The 21,187-nt window shown below is 33.6% G+C and carries 22 protein-coding genes and 1 pseudogene; 12 read left to right on the top strand and 11 right to left on the bottom strand.

What is annotated here, in order from left to right:
* The first annotated feature begins 6 nt into the window (after positions 1-6).
* From AB1279_RS12750 to AB1279_RS12730, 5 genes are all read left to right on the top strand, one after another.
* Entirely contained in the window at positions 7-171 is a 165-nt protein-coding gene (locus AB1279_RS12750; RefSeq protein WP_429759125.1) for a hypothetical protein, read from the top strand.
* A 126-nt stretch (positions 172-297) separates the two neighbouring features.
* On the top strand, positions 298-1,620 hold the full coding sequence (locus AB1279_RS12745) for an NAD(P)/FAD-dependent oxidoreductase (protein WP_429761384.1): 1,323 nt from the start codon (positions 298-300) through the stop codon (positions 1,618-1,620).
* 76 nt (positions 1,621-1,696) lie between these two features.
* The gene (locus AB1279_RS12740; RefSeq protein WP_429759124.1) at positions 1,697-2,212 is read left to right on the top strand and encodes a GNAT family N-acetyltransferase; all 516 of its coding nucleotides are present in this window, start codon (positions 1,697-1,699) and stop codon (positions 2,210-2,212) included.
* A 17-nt stretch (positions 2,213-2,229) separates the two neighbouring features.
* A complete protein-coding gene (locus AB1279_RS12735; protein ID WP_429761382.1) occupies positions 2,230-2,751 on the top strand; it encodes a YfiT family bacillithiol transferase in 522 nt (173 codons plus the stop codon).
* Between the two features lie 39 nt (positions 2,752-2,790).
* On the top strand, positions 2,791-3,465 hold the full coding sequence (locus AB1279_RS12730; protein WP_429759122.1) for an O-methyltransferase: 675 nt from the start codon (positions 2,791-2,793) through the stop codon (positions 3,463-3,465).
* A 199-nt stretch (positions 3,466-3,664) separates the two neighbouring features.
* Here the strand turns inward: AB1279_RS12730 and AB1279_RS12725 are convergent, their stop codons facing one another.
* Entirely contained in the window at positions 3,665-4,798 is a 1,134-nt protein-coding gene (locus tag AB1279_RS12725) for a zinc-dependent alcohol dehydrogenase (protein ID WP_429759120.1), read from the bottom strand.
* 182 nt (positions 4,799-4,980) lie between these two features.
* Between AB1279_RS12725 and AB1279_RS12720 the strand changes: the two genes are divergently transcribed.
* Positions 4,981-6,654 (top strand): ribonuclease J, encoded by a 1,674-nt coding sequence (locus tag AB1279_RS12720; protein ID WP_429759119.1) that lies wholly within the window; start codon positions 4,981-4,983, stop codon positions 6,652-6,654.
* Between the two features lie 276 nt (positions 6,655-6,930).
* On the opposite strand, the gene AB1279_RS12715 is transcribed toward AB1279_RS12720, so the two are convergent.
* From AB1279_RS12715 to AB1279_RS12705, 3 genes are all read right to left on the bottom strand, one after another.
* Positions 6,931-7,383 (bottom strand): spore coat protein, encoded by a 453-nt coding sequence (locus AB1279_RS12715; protein WP_429749764.1) that lies wholly within the window; start codon positions 7,381-7,383, stop codon positions 6,931-6,933.
* A 13-nt stretch (positions 7,384-7,396) separates the two neighbouring features.
* The gene (locus AB1279_RS12710; protein ID WP_429759118.1) at positions 7,397-7,597 is read right to left on the bottom strand and encodes a spore coat protein; all 201 of its coding nucleotides are present in this window, start codon (positions 7,595-7,597) and stop codon (positions 7,397-7,399) included.
* Between the two features lie 322 nt (positions 7,598-7,919).
* Positions 7,920-8,297, bottom strand: a complete 378-nt coding sequence (locus tag AB1279_RS12705) for a PH domain-containing protein (protein ID WP_429759116.1) — start codon at positions 8,295-8,297, stop codon at positions 7,920-7,922.
* Between the two features lie 208 nt (positions 8,298-8,505).
* Here AB1279_RS12705 and AB1279_RS12700 point away from each other — a divergent pair, with 208 nt between their 5' ends.
* The 4 genes from AB1279_RS12700 (at position 8,506) to AB1279_RS12685 (ending at position 11,894) form a co-directional block, all read left to right on the top strand.
* Positions 8,506-9,354, top strand: coding sequence for a patatin-like phospholipase family protein (locus AB1279_RS12700; protein ID WP_429759114.1), 849 nt, complete (start codon positions 8,506-8,508; stop codon positions 9,352-9,354).
* A gap of 230 nt (positions 9,355-9,584) precedes the next feature.
* Positions 9,585-10,031, top strand: a complete 447-nt coding sequence (locus tag AB1279_RS12695; protein ID WP_429759113.1) for an NUDIX domain-containing protein — start codon at positions 9,585-9,587, stop codon at positions 10,029-10,031.
* Between the two features lie 219 nt (positions 10,032-10,250).
* Entirely contained in the window at positions 10,251-11,444 is a 1,194-nt protein-coding gene (locus AB1279_RS12690) for an alpha/beta hydrolase (RefSeq protein WP_429759112.1), read from the top strand.
* Between the two features lie 21 nt (positions 11,445-11,465).
* Complete coding sequence (locus tag AB1279_RS12685) at positions 11,466-11,894, top strand: DUF1992 domain-containing protein (protein ID WP_429759110.1); 429 nt, start codon at positions 11,466-11,468, stop codon at positions 11,892-11,894.
* Between the two features lie 710 nt (positions 11,895-12,604).
* Here the strand turns inward: AB1279_RS12685 and AB1279_RS12680 are convergent.
* Both AB1279_RS12680 and AB1279_RS12675 read right to left on the bottom strand, forming a co-directional pair.
* Positions 12,605-13,375, bottom strand: coding sequence for an LAGLIDADG family homing endonuclease (locus AB1279_RS12680; RefSeq protein WP_429759108.1), 771 nt, complete (start codon positions 13,373-13,375; stop codon positions 12,605-12,607).
* 269 nt (positions 13,376-13,644) lie between these two features.
* On the bottom strand, positions 13,645-14,358 hold the full coding sequence (locus AB1279_RS12675; protein ID WP_429759106.1) for an N-acetylmuramoyl-L-alanine amidase family protein: 714 nt from the start codon (positions 14,356-14,358) through the stop codon (positions 13,645-13,647).
* Between the two features lie 538 nt (positions 14,359-14,896).
* Here AB1279_RS12675 and AB1279_RS12670 point away from each other — a divergent pair.
* The gene (locus AB1279_RS12670) at positions 14,897-15,580 is read left to right on the top strand and encodes a response regulator transcription factor (RefSeq protein WP_429749742.1); all 684 of its coding nucleotides are present in this window, start codon (positions 14,897-14,899) and stop codon (positions 15,578-15,580) included.
* The gene (locus AB1279_RS12665) at positions 15,573-16,829 is read left to right on the top strand and encodes a sensor histidine kinase (RefSeq protein WP_429759104.1); all 1,257 of its coding nucleotides are present in this window, start codon (positions 15,573-15,575) and stop codon (positions 16,827-16,829) included. The genes AB1279_RS12670 and AB1279_RS12665 overlap by 8 nt, the downstream gene beginning before the upstream one ends.
* A gap of 125 nt (positions 16,830-16,954) precedes the next feature.
* On the opposite strand, the gene AB1279_RS12660 is transcribed toward AB1279_RS12665, so the two are convergent.
* The 5 genes and pseudogenes from AB1279_RS12660 to AB1279_RS12640 all read right to left on the bottom strand — a co-directional run.
* Complete coding sequence (locus tag AB1279_RS12660; protein WP_429759103.1) at positions 16,955-17,854, bottom strand: RnfABCDGE type electron transport complex subunit D; 900 nt, start codon at positions 17,852-17,854, stop codon at positions 16,955-16,957.
* The gene (locus AB1279_RS12655; protein WP_429759101.1) at positions 17,841-18,770 is read right to left on the bottom strand and encodes an FAD:protein FMN transferase; all 930 of its coding nucleotides are present in this window, start codon (positions 18,768-18,770) and stop codon (positions 17,841-17,843) included. The genes AB1279_RS12660 and AB1279_RS12655 overlap by 14 nt, the downstream gene beginning before the upstream one ends.
* Positions 18,763-19,269, bottom strand: a complete 507-nt coding sequence (locus tag AB1279_RS12650; RefSeq protein ID WP_429759100.1) for an FMN-binding protein — start codon at positions 19,267-19,269, stop codon at positions 18,763-18,765. The genes AB1279_RS12655 and AB1279_RS12650 overlap by 8 nt, the downstream gene beginning before the upstream one ends.
* 451 nt (positions 19,270-19,720) lie before the next feature.
* Complete coding sequence (locus tag AB1279_RS12645; RefSeq protein WP_429759098.1) at positions 19,721-20,545, bottom strand: DUF2785 domain-containing protein; 825 nt, start codon at positions 20,543-20,545, stop codon at positions 19,721-19,723.
* 97 nt (positions 20,546-20,642) lie between these two features.
* A pseudogene (locus AB1279_RS12640) lies at positions 20,643-21,182 on the bottom strand (S-layer homology domain-containing protein); the annotation flags it as partial.
* Positions 21,183-21,187: the final 5 nt, after the last annotated feature.

The following is a 21,187-nucleotide window of genomic DNA, read 5'->3' as shown; positions in this document are numbered from 1 at the left end:
AGGAACATGAAAAAACATGAGAAAATGGTAAGGTTATTGTATGGGGGATTCTTTATGCTAGGTTTAGCTGGTGGAATGTTATTAGAAAAGCCTAACATCGGAATTTTTATTGGGATTGCTTGTGGATTATTTGCGCATGCGATTCTTGTAATGAAAAGTAAAGATGAATGACATATCACTAGAAATTAAAATCCTGTATTCGTATTATGATACAGGATTTTTAAATTTGTTATGTTAAGAGATCTTAAAGTAGTAAAATTAATAGAGAACTAGGGAACAAGGAAGATAGGGGGTAACATATTGGAGAACGCGATTGTAATTGGAGGAAGCATTGCTGGAAAACTTGCTGCAAAGACTTTATCTCATTTTTTTCAGAAAGTAATAATTTTAGAAATAGGTGAAGAATGGACGGAAAAGACTCCTAGAAAGAGGGTGCCGCAAAGTTATCACCCGCATGTTTTATTAAAAGGCGGAGAAGAAGCAATCGAAAAATTATTCCCTCAAATTACTTCACAATTAATCGAGGATAAAAGTATTGTAAATAATTTTACACAAGATGTGAAGTGGCATCATTTTGGCTGTTGGAAATCACAATTTACAGGAGATTTAACTATGGTTCAACAAAGTCGCCCTATGTTTGAGTGGCATTTAAAAAAACGAATTGATCAAGTAGCTAATATTGTAACTAAATATAGAATGATGGTTGAACAAATTTTGATAGATGAAGAGCATAATCAAGTATACGGAGTACGAGTGAAAAATCTTGAAACAGGTGCAAAAGAAGAAATTCATGCAAATGTAGTTGTGGATGCAAGCGGATTTGGGTCAAAAAGTGTAGAGTGGCTACAAACACATGGTATACAGGTTAAAGAGGAAAAAGTATGGATTCAACTATTTTATGCTACTAGAGTATTTCGTTTAAAAACAAAAGAACGACTAGATTGGTGTAACCTTCTTGTTTCTCCTAGTTTTCCTGAAAACCCTTATGGTGCTCTTATTCAAACAATTGAAGACGATCGTTTTTATGTAACTTTTAGCGGTTACGCAAATGAGCGTGCTCCGCAAACTGATGAAGAATTCTTTGCTTATGCTCAGAAATTACCAGTCCCTGATGTGAAAAGATTTCTTGAAATAGCAGAGCCTCTTTCAGATATAAGAATACATAAAATTCCTTATCAAGTGCGTCGCCGATTCGACTTAATAAGGCATGTTCCGGAAGGTTTTTTAGTAATTGGAGATGCTCACTGCCGTTTTGATCCTGTTTTTGGACAAGGGATTTCAGTCGCTGCAATGGAAGCTTTAGAGTTGGAAAGGTGTCTCCGGGAAAATAAACATCTCGAAAAAGATTTCACCTACAAATTTCATAGGAGTATTTCGAAGTTGATAGCAACGCCGTGGGATATGACTACAACAGAAGCATTTCGCGTTTCGAACATTAAAGGGGAAAGACCTCTTATGCAACCATTTAAACAGTGGTACACCAAAAAGATATATCGTCTTTCTGCTTTTAATCCGGAAATTTATATTCGATTGGCTAACGTTATGAACTTAATTCGTAGTCCTTTACATCTTTTTCATCCTAAAGTACTGTTCGCTATATTTACGGGTCGAGGAAAGTAGCCTTTTTTCAGCAGGATTTTGTGACGAAATAGCAAATTTATATAGTTGATTCATTTTGAAAAGGAATGGTTAGCGAATGGAAATCTACATAGAAAAGTTAAAGGAACAAGATGCAGAAGAATTGTTTGCTTTTGAATGTAGTAACCGGGCTTTTTTCGAAAAGATGGTGCCTAGCCGTGGTGAAGATTACTATACATATGAAACGTTTCAAAAGATTTTCTATGAATTATTAAAAGAACAATTTGAAGGTATTTCATATTTTCACCTCATAAGAAATCATGCAGGAACAATTGTTGGGCGAATCAATTTAGTAGATATTGAGAAAGATAAAGAATTTGGGTACCTTGGCTATCGATTAGGAGAAAAATATGTTGGAAGAGGTGTTGCAACTAAAGCTGTAAAATTCCTCTTAGATGAAGCAGCAAACTATCAAGTTACTGAAATTCACGCGAAAACAACGAATAATAATTTTTCTTCTCAAAAACTATTAGAAAAGAACCATTTTTCACGTATCTCAATTGATGAAAATGCAGCAGAATTACAAGGCCAAAAAATTGATTTTATCCATTATATTTGGAGACATTCTAACTAAAAAAGGAGAGCAATACAATTATGGACTTACGTTATCCGATCGGTCAATTTACTTATGAAGGTAATCCTACCACAGATTTAATAGAGAACTGGATAAAAGAAATCGAAAACCTTCCTGCGAAGCTAAAGGAAGCAATAAAGGATTTACAAGATGAGCAGCTTAATACATCGTATCGTCCTGGCGGATGGACAGTTCGCCAAGTCGTTCATCATATTGCAGATAGTCATATGAATAGTTATATTCGGTTTAAATTAGCTCTGACAGAAAATAATCCAACGATTAAACCGTATATGGAAGAAAAATGGGCAGAGCTTCCTGATTCACAGCTACCAATAGATGTATCCCTAGCACTTTTAGAATCATTACATACGAGATGGGTTACTTTGCTGCGATCTATGAAATCTAATGATTTTGAAAAAACGTTTCATCATCCTGAATCAGGGTCGAGTAAATTAGGTGTAACGATCGGTCTTTATGCATGGCACGGTCGTCATCATACCGCACATATTACTTCTCTTCGTGATCGATTAGGGTGGTAATTAAATTAAGCAGTTGAAATGCAAAGGGGGACAGTTTATATGGGGATATCTAATAAATGGACTGAGGTAGATCGCTATATAACTGATTTACTGATTCTGTCTGATCCTGTACTTGATACGGTACTTCAAGTTAACGCAGATTCTGGCTTACCGGCGCACGATGTTTCTCCGAATCAAGGGAAATTTCTGCAGCTGCTTGCGCAAATTAAAGGAGCACGCACCATACTAGAAATTGGCACGTTAGGTGGTTATAGTACAATTTGGTTAGCGCGAGCATTGCCTAAAGATGGTCGTCTTCTTACGTTAGAAGCAGATCCAAAGCATGCAGAAGTAGCTCGTTCTAACATTAAGCGTGCTAATTTAAGTGATATAGTGGAGGTACGCCTTGGACTAGCATTAAATACATTACAGCAACTTGTTAATGAAAAGCATGAACCGTTTGATCTTATTTTTATTGATGCTGATAAGCCCAATAATCCGTATTATTTAGCGTGGGCATTGAAGCTTTCACGTCCAGGTACTTTAATCATTGCAGATAATGTCATACGTGATGGTGCAGTAATAGAAGATTCTAATGTTGATCAGAGTGTTCAAGGGATACGGCGATTCTACGAGTTGATCGCTACTGAGCCACGCTTGAGCGCAACGGCAATTCAAACTGTTGGTTCCAAAGGATATGACGGCTTTGCGCTTGCTGTGGTTACGTCTATTTGAAATGAACTTGAACTTCAATGGTTGAAGTGGAACTTAAAGATGTTTTTGTGACATTTAGTAGTTGATATAGTTTAAAGTTAAAAGCACTGCATTTGCAAATGCAGTGCTTTATTTATGTGCATAAAATTAAATATGAGTGATTATTTAATAGGATTATAGAAGTCTTATTCTCTACATTATTTGTATAAAATAGGTGTGACTATGGTTTCAAAACGACTTTTATGCAATTGTCTTCACGATTATTAAAAATTTGATAACCATGACTTGCTTCTTCAAGAGGCATTTTATGTGTAATAATTTCTCTTGGATCAAACTCGTTATTCGTTATTTTTTGAAACAGTTCTGGCATAAGATGAATGACGGGGGCTTGTCCCATTTTAAGATTTATATTTCTAGTCCAAAATGCTCCTAAAGGAAATACATTGTAGTTTCCTCCATAAACACCCGTTATTTGCACAGTTCCACATTTCCGAACGGCTTTCGTAGCAATTTGAATAGGACCAAGAGTACCACCTTGTAGTTTTAATTTTTGTTCGAGATATTCAAGAGGTGATTTTTTTCCGTCCATACCAACGCAATCAATAACTACGTCGGCACCGCCATTAGTAATTTCTTTTAAATGCTCTCCCATATCAGGATATTTTGTAAACTCGAATACCTCAACTTTGTTCATTTTTTTAGCATGATTTATACGATAATCTAAGTAATCAACAGCGATGACACGTTTAGCACCTTTCATCCATGCAAATTTTTGAGTCATCAATCCAACAGGTCCACAGCCAAGAACAATGACAGTATCGCCCGGTTTTACACCTGCGTTTATTACACTCCAATATGCAGTTGGGAGAACGTCGGATAAAAAAAGTAATGATTCATCTTCAAGTTCGCATGATTCAGGAATAACAAACGGAGTAAAATTTCCAAAAGGAACTTTCAAATATTCAGCTTGGCCACCTGGATGGTTGCCAAATTTCTCTGTATAGCCAAAGTATCCACCAGAATCATAGTGAGGATTTGAATTATCGCATTGACTCTCCATTTCGTGCTGACAATAAAAACAATGCCCACATGAAACATTGAAAGGAATTACAACACGGTCTCCTTTTTTGACCCTGGTGACATCGGGTCCTACTTCCTCTACAATACCCATCGGTTCGTGGCCAATAATATATCCTGGAGGTAATGGCATGTTCCCTTGATATAAATGTAAATCAGATCCACAAATAGCAGTAGAGGTAATTTTTACGATAATATCATCTTTCTTTTCAAGTTTTGCATCTTCCACCTGATTAACTTCAACAAAATTTGGCCCTTGATAAGTCACAGCTTTCATAATTCTAGAACCTCCTAGTTTCTTAAATGCACCTTTTAACACCTTTAACTATGTTCAGTCAAAGAAGTAAATAATATACTTATTCATCTTGTAACAGATAATAAATTTGTAAGTGTTGGAAAATATATAAACAGATCGATTTTTAATAAGCAATATAAGTTTGAAAAAGGAGGGTATTCATTTTGAACAAAGCAGAAAATACACTATCCATTTTTGCTTTAGGCGGCATAAAGGAAATAGGAAAAAATATGTATGTTATACAGTATGCAAATGACATTGTGATAATTGATTGTGGTTCAAAGTTTCCCGATGAAAGTTTATTAGGAATTGATTTGATTATCCCTGATATTACATATTTAAAGGAAAATCAAGATAAGATTCGGGCTTTAGTTGTTACACATGGACATGAAGATCATATTGGAGGTATTCCATATTTATTAAAACAACTAAACGTGCCAATTTATGCAACACGTTTAACGCTAGGGCTAATTGAAGTTAAATTAAAAGAGCATAAACTTCGAAATGAAACAGATCTATTTGTTATTGACTCTGAATCGTTAATTGAATTTGGACAAATAAGTCTATCTTTTTTCAAAACGAATCATAGCATTCCAGACTGTATTGGCATTGCTTTTCATACACCAGAAGGTACAGTAGTACATACAGGTGACTTCAAGTTTGATTTGACTCCTGTAAATAATCAATATCCAGATATCCATAAAATGGCTAAAATCGGAAGTAATGGTGTTTTAGCTTTACTCTCTGAAAGTACAAATGCAGAACGTTCTGGATTTACTCCATCAGAACGATTTGTAGGCGAACATATTGAAGAAGCATTTCTAAAAGCGCGCAGAAAAGTTATTCTTTCTACTTTTGCTTCTAATGTGAATCGCCTGCAGCAAGTGGTAGATGCTGCATGTAAAACAAATCGAAAACTCGCTTTGCTTGGAAGGAGTATGGTAAATGTAGTATCTGTTGCATTGGAGCAAGGATATTTAAATATTCCAGAGGGAATGTTAATTGAAGCACATGAAATCAATCAAATGGAGCCGGAAAAGGTAGCAATTCTTTGTACTGGCAGTCAAGGTGAGCCTATGGCCGCTTTAGCTCGTTTAGCTAGTGGAAACTATAGACAGGTAGATATCCTGCCGGAAGATACTGTTATTATAGCTGCAACTCCTATACCAGGAAATGAACGAAATGTTTCTCGTATTGTAGACAACTTATTTTTATTAGGAGCAAATGTAATTTATGGATCGGGAAGTTCAACAGGAATGCACGTTTCTGGACATGCTTATCAAGAAGAATTAAAATTAATGCTCACTTTAATGAAGCCAAAATATTTCATTCCGATTCATGGAGAATTTAGAATGCTACACCATCATCGTCTTTTAGCAGAGTCCGTTGGTGTTGAGAAAGATAATATTTATGTTATGAATAACGGTGATGTTGTTGATATAAAGAACCAAGTTGCTTATCAAACTAGACGAATACCTGCAGGAAATGTATATGTAGACGGATTGGGTATTGGTGATGTTGGAAATATTATTTTACGTGACCGTAAACAGCTTGCAGAGGATGGTATGCTTGTTATAGTTATAACTCTTAGTAAAACAGATAGAAAAATGATTTCTGGTCCAGATATAATTTCTCGTGGATTTGTATACGTACGTGATTCAGAAGATTTTATGAAGAAAATTAATCAATTAGCTGTAACAACCATTAATAATTTACTAAAAACCAATATTAACCAGTGGAATGTTCTTAAAAAAGAAGTAAAAGAAACACTTGGACAATTTTTATACGAACATACAAAAAGAAAGCCAATGATTCTTCCTATAATAATTGAAGTTTAAAATGCCTACTTTCCCCCTAAGTAGGCATTAATTTAAATTTGAATTAACAGTATCCTTATTAAACTATATCCATTTAGTTTAATAAGGATACTGTTATAAATTCCTATAGCTAATGTTGATAATATATTTACTCAAAATAAATAAAAAACTCTTTTTTGTATGTGATGTGTTTAGTTTGTCTAACAAAGTTTCAAGTGAAAAATCCCAATAGGAGGGGAGGGAATGGAATGGGTAAGTGTATTATTTCACAACCTTGCTAGAAAAGTTAAATTATCTTTATAAAACTTTTAGTTTAACTAATAAAGCTAATAAAATTTGAAGAAGGACTTGAATATTTACTGCTATATCAGTATCTGTAGTAGTTACTGAAACATTTCTAGAATTTTTAATCACAGTACGTTGTTTAGTAATTTGCGAAATGGCAGATTTTTGAAAAAGCTCTTGTGCAATTTTATCAGCTTTTTCGCCATCTGCAATAGATATACTTAGAATCGCAATAATTGCTGCTTGTAATGAGGCTTGAATCGATAGTGCCACTTTTGTATCTGTTGTAGTAACTTGAACATCAGCGGAATCAACAATCGATATATATTCTTCGGATAATTGATAAATTTTATTTTTTTGCTTAGCTTCTTCTGAAATTGTTGGATCGTAGAATGATGGATGAGGCTTTGAAGAATCTAGTGCGTTCCACTTTTTATCTTCGTTTGGATACCAAACTCCCGACATAAACTCTCTCCTTTTAATCTAAAATGTTATTAATTTGATTTTTTAATTCAGAAAAGATTTTTTTGATTTGTGTTTTTTTCTCTGGGGGTAAATTTTTTAGAGATGAATCTGTTATATCATTTCTATTTAAAATATCTGAAAGTAGTATAGTGAATATTTCGTTCTTTTGTTTTCCGTTAAGTGTTGAAGAAATCATTTTTTTTAAATCATCCATTCCAATATCCCTCCAAATTGGGTTTAAATTATTAGTTAGTATTATCTAACTAGAATCATTATATGAAATAGAATAGATATGGTTTGGACAAGTATCATTAAAAAAAGTTTTTATAATATTTTTTTAGTAAATAATAGATTACGTCTGTCTTAATAGCCGAACAAGATTATTTAAAATATAAAAAAGATAATATGATAGAATACAAAAAAGACTATCTTGTGATAGGGATAGTCTTTTTTTGTATTTTTAATCAAAATTAATGTATGTTGTTCCAAAATATACGGGGTAAATACTTTTATTTCTGTATAAAAATACATTATTGTTATTTTGTTGTGTAAGCTACAAGTGCTTTTTGAATGTTGTAAATACTATCGTCTTTTCTAAATTCTTTCGAAATCGGAGTAGACATGCTTGATACCCAAATTTTTAACTCAGCATCTAAATCGAAATGACCAGCTGTTTCTATGCTAAATTGTGTAATACTTTTATATGGAATAGAATGATATTCTGTTTTTTTACCAGTCATACCTTGTTTGTCTACTAAAATCATTCGGCGATTTGTAAATACAATTAAATCACGAATTAACTTATAAGCGTGTTCTACTTGCTCATCGTCTAACATAATCGCTTGTAGATCACGTTCTACGCTACTTATATCTGCATCAGATGCATTTCCTAAAATACCATTAAATAAACCCATTATGAATTCCCCCTTTATGTATAGAATAAGTTTCTTTTATTGTAACATGTAACGGAAAAGCAGGTTCTTACTTTTCAATATAAGAATTAATTTTCAATTGCAATGAAACAATTTAATACTTCATCATAATATCTTATGCTAATATATTTGTGTAAGAACTTTTTATACACTACGAATTTGAAATTGAAATATGATAGAGGGACAATATATGAACAATATCGGATTAGTTTTAGAAGGCGGAGGAATGAAAGGACTTTATACAGCAGGTGTATTAGAATTTTTCATGGAAAAAGATCTTTATTTTCCTTATGTGATAGGTGTTTCAGCAGGGGCTTGTATGGCTGCTACGTATTTATCTCGTCAAAAAGGAAGAAATAAGAAAGTAAACACAGAACTTGTAAGCGATCCACGCTACATATCATTTCGGAATTTTTTACGAAAACGTGAATTGTTTGGCATGGACTTTTTATTTGATGAAGTACCTAACAGAGTTGTTCCGTTTGATTTTCAGACATTCTTAAATGGAGCAGAACAGTTTGTTATTGGTACGACTGATTGTGAAACAGGAGAGGCTGTGTATTACAATAAGCATGAACATGGAAATGATATTTTAAAAATTATTCGTGCATCAAGTTCAGTGCCATTTATTGCTCCGGCAGTTGAATATGATGATAAAAAGTTACTAGATGGAGGAATTACAGACCCAATTCCGATTCAGAAAGCACAGGCTGATGGATTTCAAAAAAATGTAGTCATTATGACGAAACCAGCAGGATTTGAAAAACAACGAAACAAACTGTCATCTATTGCGAAATGGTTGTATCGACATTATCCTAATGTAGCAAATCGCCTTGTGGAGCATTACGAAATCTATAACAATACTATATCTTATCTTTATTCAGAGAAACAAAAAGAGAATTTCTTTGTTATACAACCAAGTGTTCAATTACCTGCAAGTGGATTAGAACGGAATAAAGAAAGATTAGTTCATTTATATGAACTTGGTTATAGTGATGCCAAAAATCAATTTGAGCAGCTGAAACAGTGGATTAAATAAAATAATATTTTGTTAAAATGGTCGTCAAGATTGGGCGATTGTACTGAAAAGCATAGCAGCGCCATGAAATTAGATTGAACAACTTTTGTTCAATCTAATTTCATTTACCGTATTTTTACAATAAAAAAACAAACCGTTCTAACAATACTCATCTATATCCAACCGGCAAAGGAATTTTACTTCTTACATTAGAATTTACTATCTGAAGAGTAAATAAGGAGGACCAAAATATGAGAACTCGCTTTCACCACATTGTCAGGGGTGTGCTTATAAAAGACGGAAAGCTTTTGGTAGCACATTTTAAGGGACATCATTCTTTTTTACCTGGGGGACATATTGAATTAGGTGAGTCAGTCGAAAATGCACTTATACGAGAGTGGGTAGAAGAAATAGGTACAGCTTGTTCAATTGAAAAATTCCTTGGTGTCATTGAAAATCAGTGGAAAGATGGAGACACACTACATTATGAAATTAATCATGTATTTAAAGTTAACAGTGATAACTTAAATGCAGAAACACCTCCTAAATCTAGAGAATCTCATCTGGATTTTTATTGGATTGTACCTAATGAAGATAACTTGAAAAGATATAAAGTCATGCCGGATGCTGCCGTACAAACACTTATGAAAAAAATTCAAGAACATGACATAGAAACATGTTGGGTTAGTACACTTTAACTACTTGAAACTGGATTTATGTTAAGAAAGGTGTTTTCACGTCTAGAAAACACCTTTTTAGTTTGTAAAGTTTTTTATAGTCTAATACTTTATTCTATACGGTCTTAAATATAAAATTTGTTCACAAAATATACACTATACTTATAGTAAATAACCAGGAAACAATCAACTTGGTACTGAAATAAGTATTGAGTTGAAAAGAGAAAAGGGGGGCAAAAAATGAAGAAACTAATGAGTCCAATTATGCATGATTTGGCGAAGCAATTAAATCAAGAAAATCCTTCTGCTGTTACATTGTTTTTAGAAAGTATAAAGAAACAAGAAATACCTATAGTGGAGACTTGTCCAATTGATGCTGAGTACCATCTTGTTACATATATTTGGTTAGGTGATGAAAAAACTGAAAATGCATATGTATTTGGCAGTTTTCCTGGTTGGGATATAGCGGCAAATGAAATGAACAAGCTTTCACATACAAACATATGGTTTAAAACATTTCGAACAAAAGAAAGGTTTGCTTCGACGTATTATTTTTCAATTAATGATGACTTTGAACAAGATTGGGTAAAGCGAAGTAAAAACTATAAGCGTGATCCATTTAATTCTAAAATATTTGAGCATAAAGCAGGACCAATATCTGTTTTAGAGTTAGGCCTATCGTCACAAATTGATAAAACAAAGCAACAAACTCAAACCCCAAAAGGAAAAGTAGAAACATATCAGTTTCATAGTTCTATATTGAAGAATGAACGACAACTTTGGATATATACTCCGCATAATTACTCACCTGAACAAGCTCCTTACGACCTTCTTATCATGTTTGATGGCAGTTCTATGCTGCGGACGTTATCAGCAGCTGCAACACTAGATCATCTTATACATACAAAAGAAATTCCACCGTGTATTCTAATTGGCATTGATCATGTAGATCGATTTACAGAACTCACATTTTATGGGGAAATGAATCTGTTTTTAACAAAAGAACTATTTCCTTGGATTCAACAAAGATATCATGTTAATGCAAATCCATATCATACAACAATTGGTGGATTCAGTCTTGGTGGTTTAGCAGCTTTTTATGCAGCATTGGAATATCCAGATCTCTTCGGAAATGTTTTATCAATGTCTGGTTCTGTGCATTGGAAAAAAGACAATTACACAGGACCACATCCTTGGATCGAAAATCAATTTAAAAGAAGCAGCACATTACCACTACATATTTATATGAGCGCTGGGGAGCTGGAAAATAAACCATTGTTAGAAGCAAATAGGAGGTTATCACAAGTGCTTAAAGAAAAAGAATATCAAATCACCTATGTTGAATTCCCTGGTGGTCACGATGAATTGTGGTGGCATAAACAGTTTGCTCAAGGATTAGTATCTTTACAACAATTTAAAATCCCCATGAAATAATAAAAAGGGAGGAGAAAACATATGAAAGATAGAGAAAAAGATTTAGATAAAGCATTAAAGAAACAAGAAATTTTAGTGAAAGATGAAAAAGTATGGTCATATACGTACGAAGATCATATTAGCTCTATTATTAAACGCGCTCAAAAAGAAGGCGTATTTGATGACTTAGTAGGCAAAGGAAAACCACTGCAAATTGATAAAAGTCTCTCTTATAATCCAGAAAAACAGCTATATAAGACGATGAAGGATAATCATATTTTACCGAGGTGGATTGAACTTTCAAAAGAAATCGATGCGTTAAAGGAAAAATTGCATACATGCATAGAAAAAGAAGAAATTACTGCAATGGTTGAAATGATTAATAAAAAAATTTACGAACACAATTTAACTTGTCCACCATCAGCACAAAAAATGAAGATAAGTAAAACTAGTGCAAATATATCGGAATGAAGAGCGAAAAGTTATCTATCATAATCGAAAAAGCGGTATTTTACATTTAATACGTCAAATAGAAAAGATAACAAATGCGCATTTTATAGGAAAGATTATATCTAATAGAATACAAGTCATTTATTAAAATTCTTCCTAAAATAACAAGGGAGGATTTTTTTGTTCCATAAATATATTATGTTAACTAAGAGCGATTGAACTTAAGTGAAGAAAAAATAGGCCAGAGCTAGGATTATAGAAGATTTTTATATAAAACACATTTCTGTGTATATTTAGAAAACAAGATATCAATATCGAATGTAAAATGAAAAACAAGTCAGAAAATAAACTGTTTAAGTGCAAAATAAATATAAATTACGGCTCTGATCATTTAATAAGAAATTTCTCCGGCTGTGTGTGAAGGATTTTGCTGAATGAAATTATAGTGAGTTGTTTGAAATTCAATAATTTCAAAGCTTATTTAAACATGCTATAAATCGTTTTAAAAATCTCTATTTCGTCTCAAAATATATAGTTTACTTGGTTTTAGAGATATGAAACTCCTTTCATTTTACAACTTCCTATAATTTATATTATGTAAACTAAAAAAATAAATTAACTTAATCTAAGTAAGTTTGTTTTTTTATTCCTCCCTGTTTTTATCTTCTTGTCATAAATAAAAAATCAGTTAGTGTGCTTGTCTAAAGTTTGCACACTAACTGAAAGATAATTTATTTTTTCTGTTGAAAAATTTCATATTTCCTTTGTAAGAATAATTCTTTGTCTTTATAAATCCATTCTGCAAAATGTTGAATTTCGTTTTTGCCACTTAAATATATACGATACTGTTTTTCTTTATTAACAAACTTAGGTTTGTAGTTCTGATCGGTTAACACTTCTTTTAAAGAATTCATAAAAAGATATGAGCCGCTAACAAAACTTACAAAATATTTTTTAGGATTAACATGTTCACCTCCATCAAAGTACCCTCTAATAAAATGATGTAAGTATTCTTCCGGAACATATGGGAATTGTACATCATATGATTTGCAAGGAGTAATGCTGTGCAAATTTATTAGGTCGTTTTTCATGATTTTGCTATTTAAGTTCAATATATATACACCGGTATTTTGGTTTTTATATAGTGGATGGTTTGAATTTATTTCTTTTTTCATATCTTCCAAAATCCCTTTTTCTTTTTGAGAAATACTAACTGTGTGACTGTTTTTGGCTATTACACCGTCAGCAACGAAAAAACCTAAAATATATGCCATGTTGTTAGACCAAGTTTTAAAGTAATCTTCATTTAAATCATATTTACGCTTCCAGCTTCCACGCGCGCTCTTTTCAATGTTGCTATCTGTTAGGACCATGCGAACGTATCTAGAAGAAACATTAGCTAAGTTTGCGATATCTGATGTGCTAGAACCTTCTAAATATAACTTAATCATTTCGGCCTTTTCCAACATGCATTTAGACTTTCTTTTGCCCTGTTTACACATTAGGAGTATCCCCTTTCAACAGATATAAAAATTGAGTATACCTTCTTATATATCATATCCAAAGAACAAATGTTCCGTCTACCGTTAATAAAAAGATAACCAATAAAATAAAGACTTTAGCATCTTTTTTAGTTGCTAAAGTCTTTATTTTTTACTTAAATATAAATTCTAGTTTAAATGGGTATGATTCTTTCAATCTATAGCCTGTCCAGATAAACAAAAAATAGGTTGCAGTAAGCAATGCAACCTATTTTTTGTTTATTATGAAATTATCCAATCCAAACACCGTTACTATTAAATTGATACCATTGGTTATCAATTAATGCCCAACCCGTTCTCATATAACCTGAATAAGAGTCAAGGTAGTACCAACTTCCGCCAAGTTGTAACCACCCTTTGTGTTGGGCCCCATTGTTGTTATAATAATACCAAGAACCATATTCTTGTATCCAACCTGTTTGCATAGCCCCTGAATTTTTATCGAAGTAGTAATATACGTTGTCTACAGACGTTCTTCCTGTCTCCATTTGTCCGTAAGTGCCAAGATAATACCACTTTCCACCATTATTTAGCCAACCCGTTTGCCTTACGCCATTATTATTTAAGAAATACCAATATCCATTAACTTTCACCCAACCCGTTTGCATCACACCGGTGTTAGGATCGAAATAATACCATGAAGTTACTCCAGTTTTTTTATCTTTGATTGACAGCCAGCCAGTTTGCATAATACCACTATAATCATATAGATAATACCACTTTCCGCCGTCATTTAGCCAACCTGTTACTCTATTACCATTTTTGTCATAGAAATACCAATATCCGCGTTCTTGTACCCATCCTTGCTTTTGGCTAGCAATACTTACATTTGTAAGTTTAGAAGCATTAGCAGTATTTTGAGTTGCCTTAGTCTCCTCCGCATGAGCAACAGCTGGAATTAATAGTGTAGTAGAAAGTAAACAAGTAATAATTTTCTTTTTCATTATTTTTCCCCTTCCAATAAATTGATAACATATATAATTTTACCAATTCATTGGAGTGATTCAAATGTTTTTATTAAAATATTTCTATTAAAATATATTTTGTTTTAAGAATTGTACATTAAATTTACACGTAATAAAGATACACTTATAACTAGTAGATTACATCGATGTGTATTGTATGTTTAACTTTATGATAAACTTGCATATGTTTTAGAATCACTAGTTATTGAATTTACTAGCTTCTGTACCTCAATTTCTTTTTTCTCTTGAAAGATTTTGTATTCTATTCATTCATGAAAATATTTTTTTGTCTTCATATGTAATTTATAAGGATTTACTTTTAATCTACCTCATTCTAAATTTATTGTTTTTTATTGCGAGTTTCAGTAGTTAAATTTTCTAGCATAATACCACCCTTTCTTATTTGTTTGAAATCGATGACTTTATTGTGAACTAACTGTTTCCTTTATACATTGGTACGTGAATCCTATATAATAAGGTATATATGATTAAAAACTTAACGGGATGGATGGAAATAATGAAGATTTTAATAATTGAAGATGATCAGCCTCTTTTAGAAGGAGTTATGGCAGTTTTACAAGAAGAAGGATATGAAATTGATTGCGCTGTAGCTGGTGATGAAGGATTATTCATGGCCAAGCAAAATATTTATGATGCTATTATTTTAGATATCATGCTTCCAGAAATGAATGGATTTGAAATTGTGAAAGAAGTACGTGCTGCTTCCGTTAAGACCCCTATTCTTCTTCTTACTGCTAAAGATAGTGTAGAAGACCGTGTAAAAGGCTTAGATGTTGGCGCAGATGATTATTTGATTAAGCCGTTTGCAGTACCAGAGCTGCTTGCAAGAATACGCGTACTGTTACGAGAAAAAGGAACGATTGGAGAACATAATTTTTCCTATGGTCCTATCCAATTACACATACAAGAACATGATGGGTATATAGACGGTAATAAGTTATATTTGACGACTAAGGAATATGAATTACTTGAATATTTTATACGAAATAAAGAACAAATCTTAATCCGTGATCAAATTTTTAGTCGTATTTGGGGGTTAGATTCTGACGTAGGGCTCGGTGTTGTAGATGTATATGTGCATCATTTGCGAAAGAAATTAAACGCATTTCATGATGAAACGTTTATTCATACCGTACGTGGTGTCGGTTTTATATTCAAAGGAAATGACCAAAATGTTTAAAAAAACAAAGATGCAACTTGTTACCTTAAATACGGTTGTTTTTTCATTGATTTTATGTGTATTCGGTGTTGTTTTGTATGTATATATGAATCATTTTATTTATACAGAGATTGATTCGAAGCTTGCTAGCGTGTCTGAAGAAATACAGCAAGAAGGCATGAAACATGTTTTGAAAGAACATGAATCCAAACGAGAATCAGAACGGAAAACTGTTTACTTAGTTTGGGATGAAAACGGGCATTTCATAAAAAGTATACCTGAAAATGCTGTCTTTTCTAACGATATTAATGATTTCTCCCCTTCTCGATTTCAGGACAACAAACTATGGACACAAACAATCAATAAGCATAGTTATCGTATTCTTAAGTTTGAACCACCATCCCGTTATTTGGAGGATATTGGGATGAAATCGGCTCATACGGTTGAGATTGTCTTAAATATAGATTCTGAGGTGACTATACTGCAAAACTTGCTTATATTGACTATAGGAGGTTGCTTTGCGGGAGTTATCATTTCTTTCTTTATAGGGTGGTTTTTAGCAAATCGCTCACTTATACCGATTCAAAACTCTTGGGAAAAACAAACTCAGTTTGCAGCGGATGCTTCCCACGAACTTCGAACCCCGTTGTCTGTTATCCAGACACACTTAGAATTATTATTCCGTCATCCGCAATATACAATTGAACAAGAAAGCATGACAATTTATAAAGTGCTACAAGAAGTAAAGAGAATGAATAAACTTGTATCAGATCTACTGACTCTCGCAAAAACAGATTCGAATCAGATACTTATTCAAAAGAAGGAGTTTGCACTAGGTGAATTAGTCAGCACAATCATTCATCAATTTGAACCCATTGCAGAGCTGCGGAATATTACGATTATTGAAGATGTGGACAATCAACTGATGTATAAAGGAGATAAAGAACGAATTCATCAACTGCTCGTTATATTGATGGATAATGCTATGAAATACAATGTTGAGAATGGACGAATCAAAGTTACATGCAACAAGGATGGAAGTTTTGTCACTATCATAGTAGAAGATACAGGTATCGGTATTTCAAATAAGGAACTTCCTCATATCTTTGACCGCTTCTATCGTAGTGATAAGAGTAGAACACGTTCTGAAGGCGGGACAGGTTTAGGGCTGTCCATAGCTAAGTGGATTACGGACGCTCATAATGGAGAAATAAAAATACGGAGTGAACGGCATAAAGGGACATGTGTTACCATTAAGTTCCTAGTATGACTAACAAAGGGTGTCAAGAGGAACTGCTTCCTATAACTTGACACCCTTTGTTGATATAGAACTAGGTATTTTAATTGAAATACGGATATAATCAGATTGTAAGCCATTTTCTATATATTTCTTTCTTAAATAGCTGGTGAAGCTGATGATGTACGTGATGTTTTTTTGTTTTTAGAAATTTTTAATGCTTTCCATCCATTTGCAATCAATATGCCTACTAATAGAAAAATTAACCCTCCAAACATCATATAAGAAACTATACTTGCTATTGCTGTAATAATCCCGAATATAACTTGATCTTTATACTTTCCTAGAGAAGTCGGTGGATCAGTAAGCATAAAGAATGCTAAAAATAAGGTTGAATTTATATATGGGACTCTTAGCATATCCCCCACATTTGTAGTTCCTATAATTCCTATAATCAAAAGTGCAAGAAAATAAACACCTAAGAATGAAAAGACTTGTGGAAATTTATTTACTTTCTGTGTTACAAAAAATCCTGTGATACATACAAACATAATGCACCAAGTAGGAAGCATAGATAGTCCTCCCCACCAACTTTGTCCGCTTGAAAATAAAACAGCTGTAACAAGTAATCCGAAGGCAGCAGGATTAAATATAGGTTTTTTCTTAACTGTAAATAGATGTTTCGATGCAATTGCAATCGCTGCCGTTAATGCTGAAATATACGAGGAAACCATTGGACTTAATACGAGTGCAACAATTAAGCCTGTTATAGCAGCCCCATCTGGAAATGTAAGCTTTCGTTTTTTTAGCATAGCGATGAAGGTATCTATGAACATTGCAGTTGCAGCCGAAATTCCTGCATGAACAAGACCAGTATAATTGGTCATATTTACCTGGGCTATTAACATTAATAAAAGTAGCATAACTAAGACGAGTCTTTTAGGAGTCATAAAGGGTTTATGGCTTCGCTTTCGTTTCCGGCTTTCTCTTGTTTCGTCTGCAATCGCATATTTTTGTCTCGCTCCGCTCATTGTATTTTCTTTTTTATCCACGCTCATACAAATATCCCTCCACTCCGTGTGTCATATTTATGTTTAAAGAGGATGTAATCCATATACCTTCGAGATCAACGTTTTGCAACAGTGCGGCTCCCTCTTTTTTACCTAATAGAAAAGCTGCTGTTGAAAAAGCATCTGCCATCATTGTAAAGGGCGCAATTACAGTACAGCTTACGATATCGGACTGAGACGTTCCTAAGTGTGGATGTATGAGATGATGCTCATTCATATGAACAGGACTCTTTCGCTCATAGCTGCCAGAAGTACAAACCGCCTGATCAGTTAGCTGAACTTTACAAATTGTTTTTTCCTTTTGGAAAGGATGCTGAATACCAATGACCCATGGTTCTCCCCTTTCATTCGTACCACTAGCAAAAAGATCTCCGCCGGCATCGATGACAAAGCCTTCAAAATCGCGTAGTTCTTGAACAGCTAAGTCAACTGCCAACCCTTTTGCAACAGCACCTAAATCTAACAACAGAGGTTTTTTCAGCAAAATAGTCCGTTTTTCTTCATCTAGAATCACATCTTGATAATTTGCAGGAGCTACCGTAGATGAAACAAGTTCTTCACCTGTTAAATAGTGACGGTTAAATCCGTACTCCTGAAGTGTATGCCCTAATGTTAGATCGAATGTTCCTTGCGTTAAATCAGCTACTTGCCAAGCATAGCGAACAGCCTCAAAAAGAATATGACTGACTTGAATTACTTTACCACTTTGAGTGCATAGACGTCGAAGTTCACTCTGATGATTGAAACGGCTGCATACTTTTTCTACAGCGTAAAATGCTTGAAATGCCTTTTCCATTTTTTCTTTTATATATCTTTCTGTGTGTGATGTGACTACTTTGATATGGATAATTGTTCCCATGTAAAGGGCGGATTGTTCATATGTTTTTCTTATTCGATTATGCATTTCCTGTCACACTTCCTGTATTTTGTGTTTTATAAGATACATTGGCCTGCTTTGCCTGTAATAAAGCACTCTGAACTGCTTCTTGAAAATCTTCCGTACTTCTTGTTGCGCCGGAAACTACATCTACATCTGCGCTTTGTCGGTCCACGACTTGTTGAGGTAAGTCGTCAATGTAAGATTGAGAATAAGAAGTGGTGCAATCTGTAATTTGTACAGATTTAATTTTATCTTTTTGAATTGTAACTGCTACAGCTACTGAACCGATATGATTTGCACCCTGACCATAATATGTCCCATCTTTATAAGTACTTTTAACCTTTTTAGTTGTTAAATCGGAAGTGCTAGAAGGTACCTTAGGTTGCGGTGTAGATTCCGTTATATTTTGGGAAGCTTGTTCAACTTCTGCTTTTGGAGATTCTGTAGTAATATATCCAGCTGTATAAATCATTCCTACAGCAACTGTACATAACGTAATCATTTTATTTCCCATTTTAGCCATATCCATGACCTCCTGCATCATTAAATGTATTTGAATATCTATTTTGCATTTTACAAGGCTATTTTTAAAAAAGTATTAAAAACCTATTTGATTCTCAAATTATAATTTACCTCTCTTGTTTCCGCTTTTACTGTATGTATGGTATTTATATACAAGTTCAAAATTTTAAACGAAAGGCTGTTATGTTCCTATCACATCTTCTGATAAAAAATAACAGCCTTTTCCCGACTAAATATTGAGAAAAGGCTGTTATTTTTTTAATTATCCTTCTTGGTAAAATCCGGATAATTGAGTTATCTATCAAGTTAAACTTTTACCCCGGCGTGATTCTTCATTATTTATTAATCATAAAAATACTAAATTGTTTATTTTATTTTCTCTAATTGAGTTACTGTAAATTCATATTGAGAAACTGTATATGTGAACAATGCGTCCAAAGGTCCATATATGCTTAAAATCTCTTCAATTCTCTCAAAGTCTCTAGTGTAGAAATTGTAAACACAGAATTTTCCTCATGCTCTAAAGTTCGGAAATACAAGCTTCTTAAGAATGATTTAATATTTTGCACTAAGATATCATTATGAGGAGCTGGAGCTTCTTCAATGATCGTAAAGCTGTCAAGCCAATTTTTCCATTCTTCTTGAGACAAGATATTTTGGTTCCGTAAAGACATTACTGCGGTCACTAATCTCTCATCCTCAGAGTTTATATATAAGTAATCGTGTAGACGAACCTTATGACGAACAGCAGCAAGTATTGCATGACCAAACTCGCGATTCCGTATAGTACGGGCTAGAGCACTTAGGGCATCTGCAACATGCGCTGTGGAATGTGCCCAACCTTTTCCTTCTACATACCCTCTTACATCCTGTTCAAGATACGCGTACTCAAGAACTTGTTCTGCAACGCTGTACAGCTGTTCTTCAGACAAGAACGGTTCTTTTTCATGAACGGATAAAATAAGTGGCGGGATTAAAATAGAGAAAGCACGTTTAAAAACAGAGTCTGTTCCCTTTTCATCGATTTGATAAAATAAATAATCAGGACTCAGAGCTTGCAGCAGTAGTCCGCGTAGTTCTTTTTGTCTAAATACCCCACTTGTTATCCAGCGTTCTAGCGTACTGTAAATTAGTTCATCACGCAGTTCGGCATCAGGTGATCCAATATAGTCAAGCATCCATTGTGCATATGGATATGCGTCCACATCATCTGGGACGGCGTAATTGTTATTTTTAATATGTTGTAGCTCTTGTTTCAATTCGTATTGTTCCATCATAATATTTTTTGTCCTTTCATACAGTGTTTATATGTTGTTTTTTAAACATTACTTTATATTTTTCTTAAAGGGCTGAAATGTTTGCACCATCGTCTAGTTATAAATTCATAGCCTTGTATAAAAATTGTGCGAACTGTTCACGTGTTACAATCATTTTCGGTTCGAACTTACCCTCACCTGTACCAGCTGAAATGCCATTTGACTGTAATGCGCTAATCGCTTCATTTGCCCAAGAATTAGGATTTACATCGTTAAAATTTTGCTGACCTTTATTTTTTAATTTGAATGCGTTCGTAAGTACTTGCGCCATTTCCTCACGAGTTAAGGAATCTTTTGGTCTAAAATTCCCTTGTTCATCCCCATTGAAAACCTTCATCTCTGTAAGAGCTAAAACTTCATTTAGAAACATTGTAGAATTTTTATTTAAATCATAGTATGGATTAGGGTACTCTCCCTTTGGAGATATTTCTAATGCACGATAAATAAGAGCCGCTACTTGTTCACGTGTAACTGGATCACCCATACCAAACCTGCCATTACCATAACCAGATACAATTTTTTTGTTTACTAGATCCATAATTGCTGGATAAGCCCAGTGAGTAGTTGGTACATCAGAAAATATTTGAGAATTCGTCTTTGAGT

This window comes from Bacillus sp. S14(2024) (assembly GCF_050473785.1).
Lineage (GTDB): Bacteria > Bacillota > Bacilli > Bacillales > Bacillaceae_G > Bacillus_A > Bacillus_A yunxiaonensis.
The sequence above is the reverse complement of the archived record's forward strand: the minus strand, read 5'-3'. Positions and strand labels throughout refer to the sequence as shown.

Excerpts from the sequence above, each read along its gene's own strand:
- AB1279_RS12750 (WP_429759125.1), top strand. The coding sequence starts at position 7 with ATGAAAAAACATGAGAAAATGGTAAGGTTATTGTATGGGGGATTCTTT.
- AB1279_RS12740 (WP_429759124.1), top strand. The coding sequence starts at position 1,697 with ATGGAAATCTACATAGAAAAGTTAAAGGAACAAGATGCAGAAGAATTG.
- AB1279_RS12730 (WP_429759122.1), top strand. The coding sequence starts at position 2,791 with ATGGGGATATCTAATAAATGGACTGAGGTAGATCGCTATATAACTGAT.
- AB1279_RS12725 (WP_429759120.1), bottom strand. The coding sequence starts at position 4,798 with ATGAAAGCTGTGACTTATCAAGGGCCAAATTTTGTTGAAGTTAATCAG.
- AB1279_RS12715 (WP_429749764.1), bottom strand. The coding sequence starts at position 7,383 with ATGTCGGGAGTTTGGTATCCAAACGAAGATAAAAAGTGGAACGCACTA.
- AB1279_RS12710 (WP_429759118.1), bottom strand. The coding sequence starts at position 7,597 with ATGGATGATTTAAAAAAAATGATTTCTTCAACACTTAACGGAAAACAA.
- AB1279_RS12705 (WP_429759116.1), bottom strand. The coding sequence starts at position 8,297 with ATGGGTTTATTTAATGGTATTTTAGGAAATGCATCTGATGCAGATATA.
- AB1279_RS12700 (WP_429759114.1), top strand. The coding sequence starts at position 8,506 with ATGAACAATATCGGATTAGTTTTAGAAGGCGGAGGAATGAAAGGACTT.
- AB1279_RS12695 (WP_429759113.1), top strand. The coding sequence starts at position 9,585 with ATGAGAACTCGCTTTCACCACATTGTCAGGGGTGTGCTTATAAAAGAC.
- AB1279_RS12690 (WP_429759112.1), top strand. The coding sequence starts at position 10,251 with ATGAAGAAACTAATGAGTCCAATTATGCATGATTTGGCGAAGCAATTA.
- AB1279_RS12685 (WP_429759110.1), top strand. The coding sequence starts at position 11,466 with ATGAAAGATAGAGAAAAAGATTTAGATAAAGCATTAAAGAAACAAGAA.
- AB1279_RS12680 (WP_429759108.1), bottom strand. The coding sequence starts at position 13,375 with ATGTGTAAACAGGGCAAAAGAAAGTCTAAATGCATGTTGGAAAAGGCC.
- AB1279_RS12675 (WP_429759106.1), bottom strand. The coding sequence starts at position 14,358 with ATGAAAAAGAAAATTATTACTTGTTTACTTTCTACTACACTATTAATT.
- AB1279_RS12670 (WP_429749742.1), top strand. The coding sequence starts at position 14,897 with ATGAAGATTTTAATAATTGAAGATGATCAGCCTCTTTTAGAAGGAGTT.
- AB1279_RS12665 (WP_429759104.1), top strand. The coding sequence starts at position 15,573 with ATGTTTAAAAAAACAAAGATGCAACTTGTTACCTTAAATACGGTTGTT.
- AB1279_RS12660 (WP_429759103.1), bottom strand. The coding sequence starts at position 17,854 with ATGAGCGTGGATAAAAAAGAAAATACAATGAGCGGAGCGAGACAAAAA.
- AB1279_RS12655 (WP_429759101.1), bottom strand. The coding sequence starts at position 18,770 with ATGCATAATCGAATAAGAAAAACATATGAACAATCCGCCCTTTACATG.
- AB1279_RS12650 (WP_429759100.1), bottom strand. The coding sequence starts at position 19,269 with ATGGCTAAAATGGGAAATAAAATGATTACGTTATGTACAGTTGCTGTA.
- AB1279_RS12645 (WP_429759098.1), bottom strand. The coding sequence starts at position 20,545 with ATGATGGAACAATACGAATTGAAACAAGAGCTACAACATATTAAAAAT.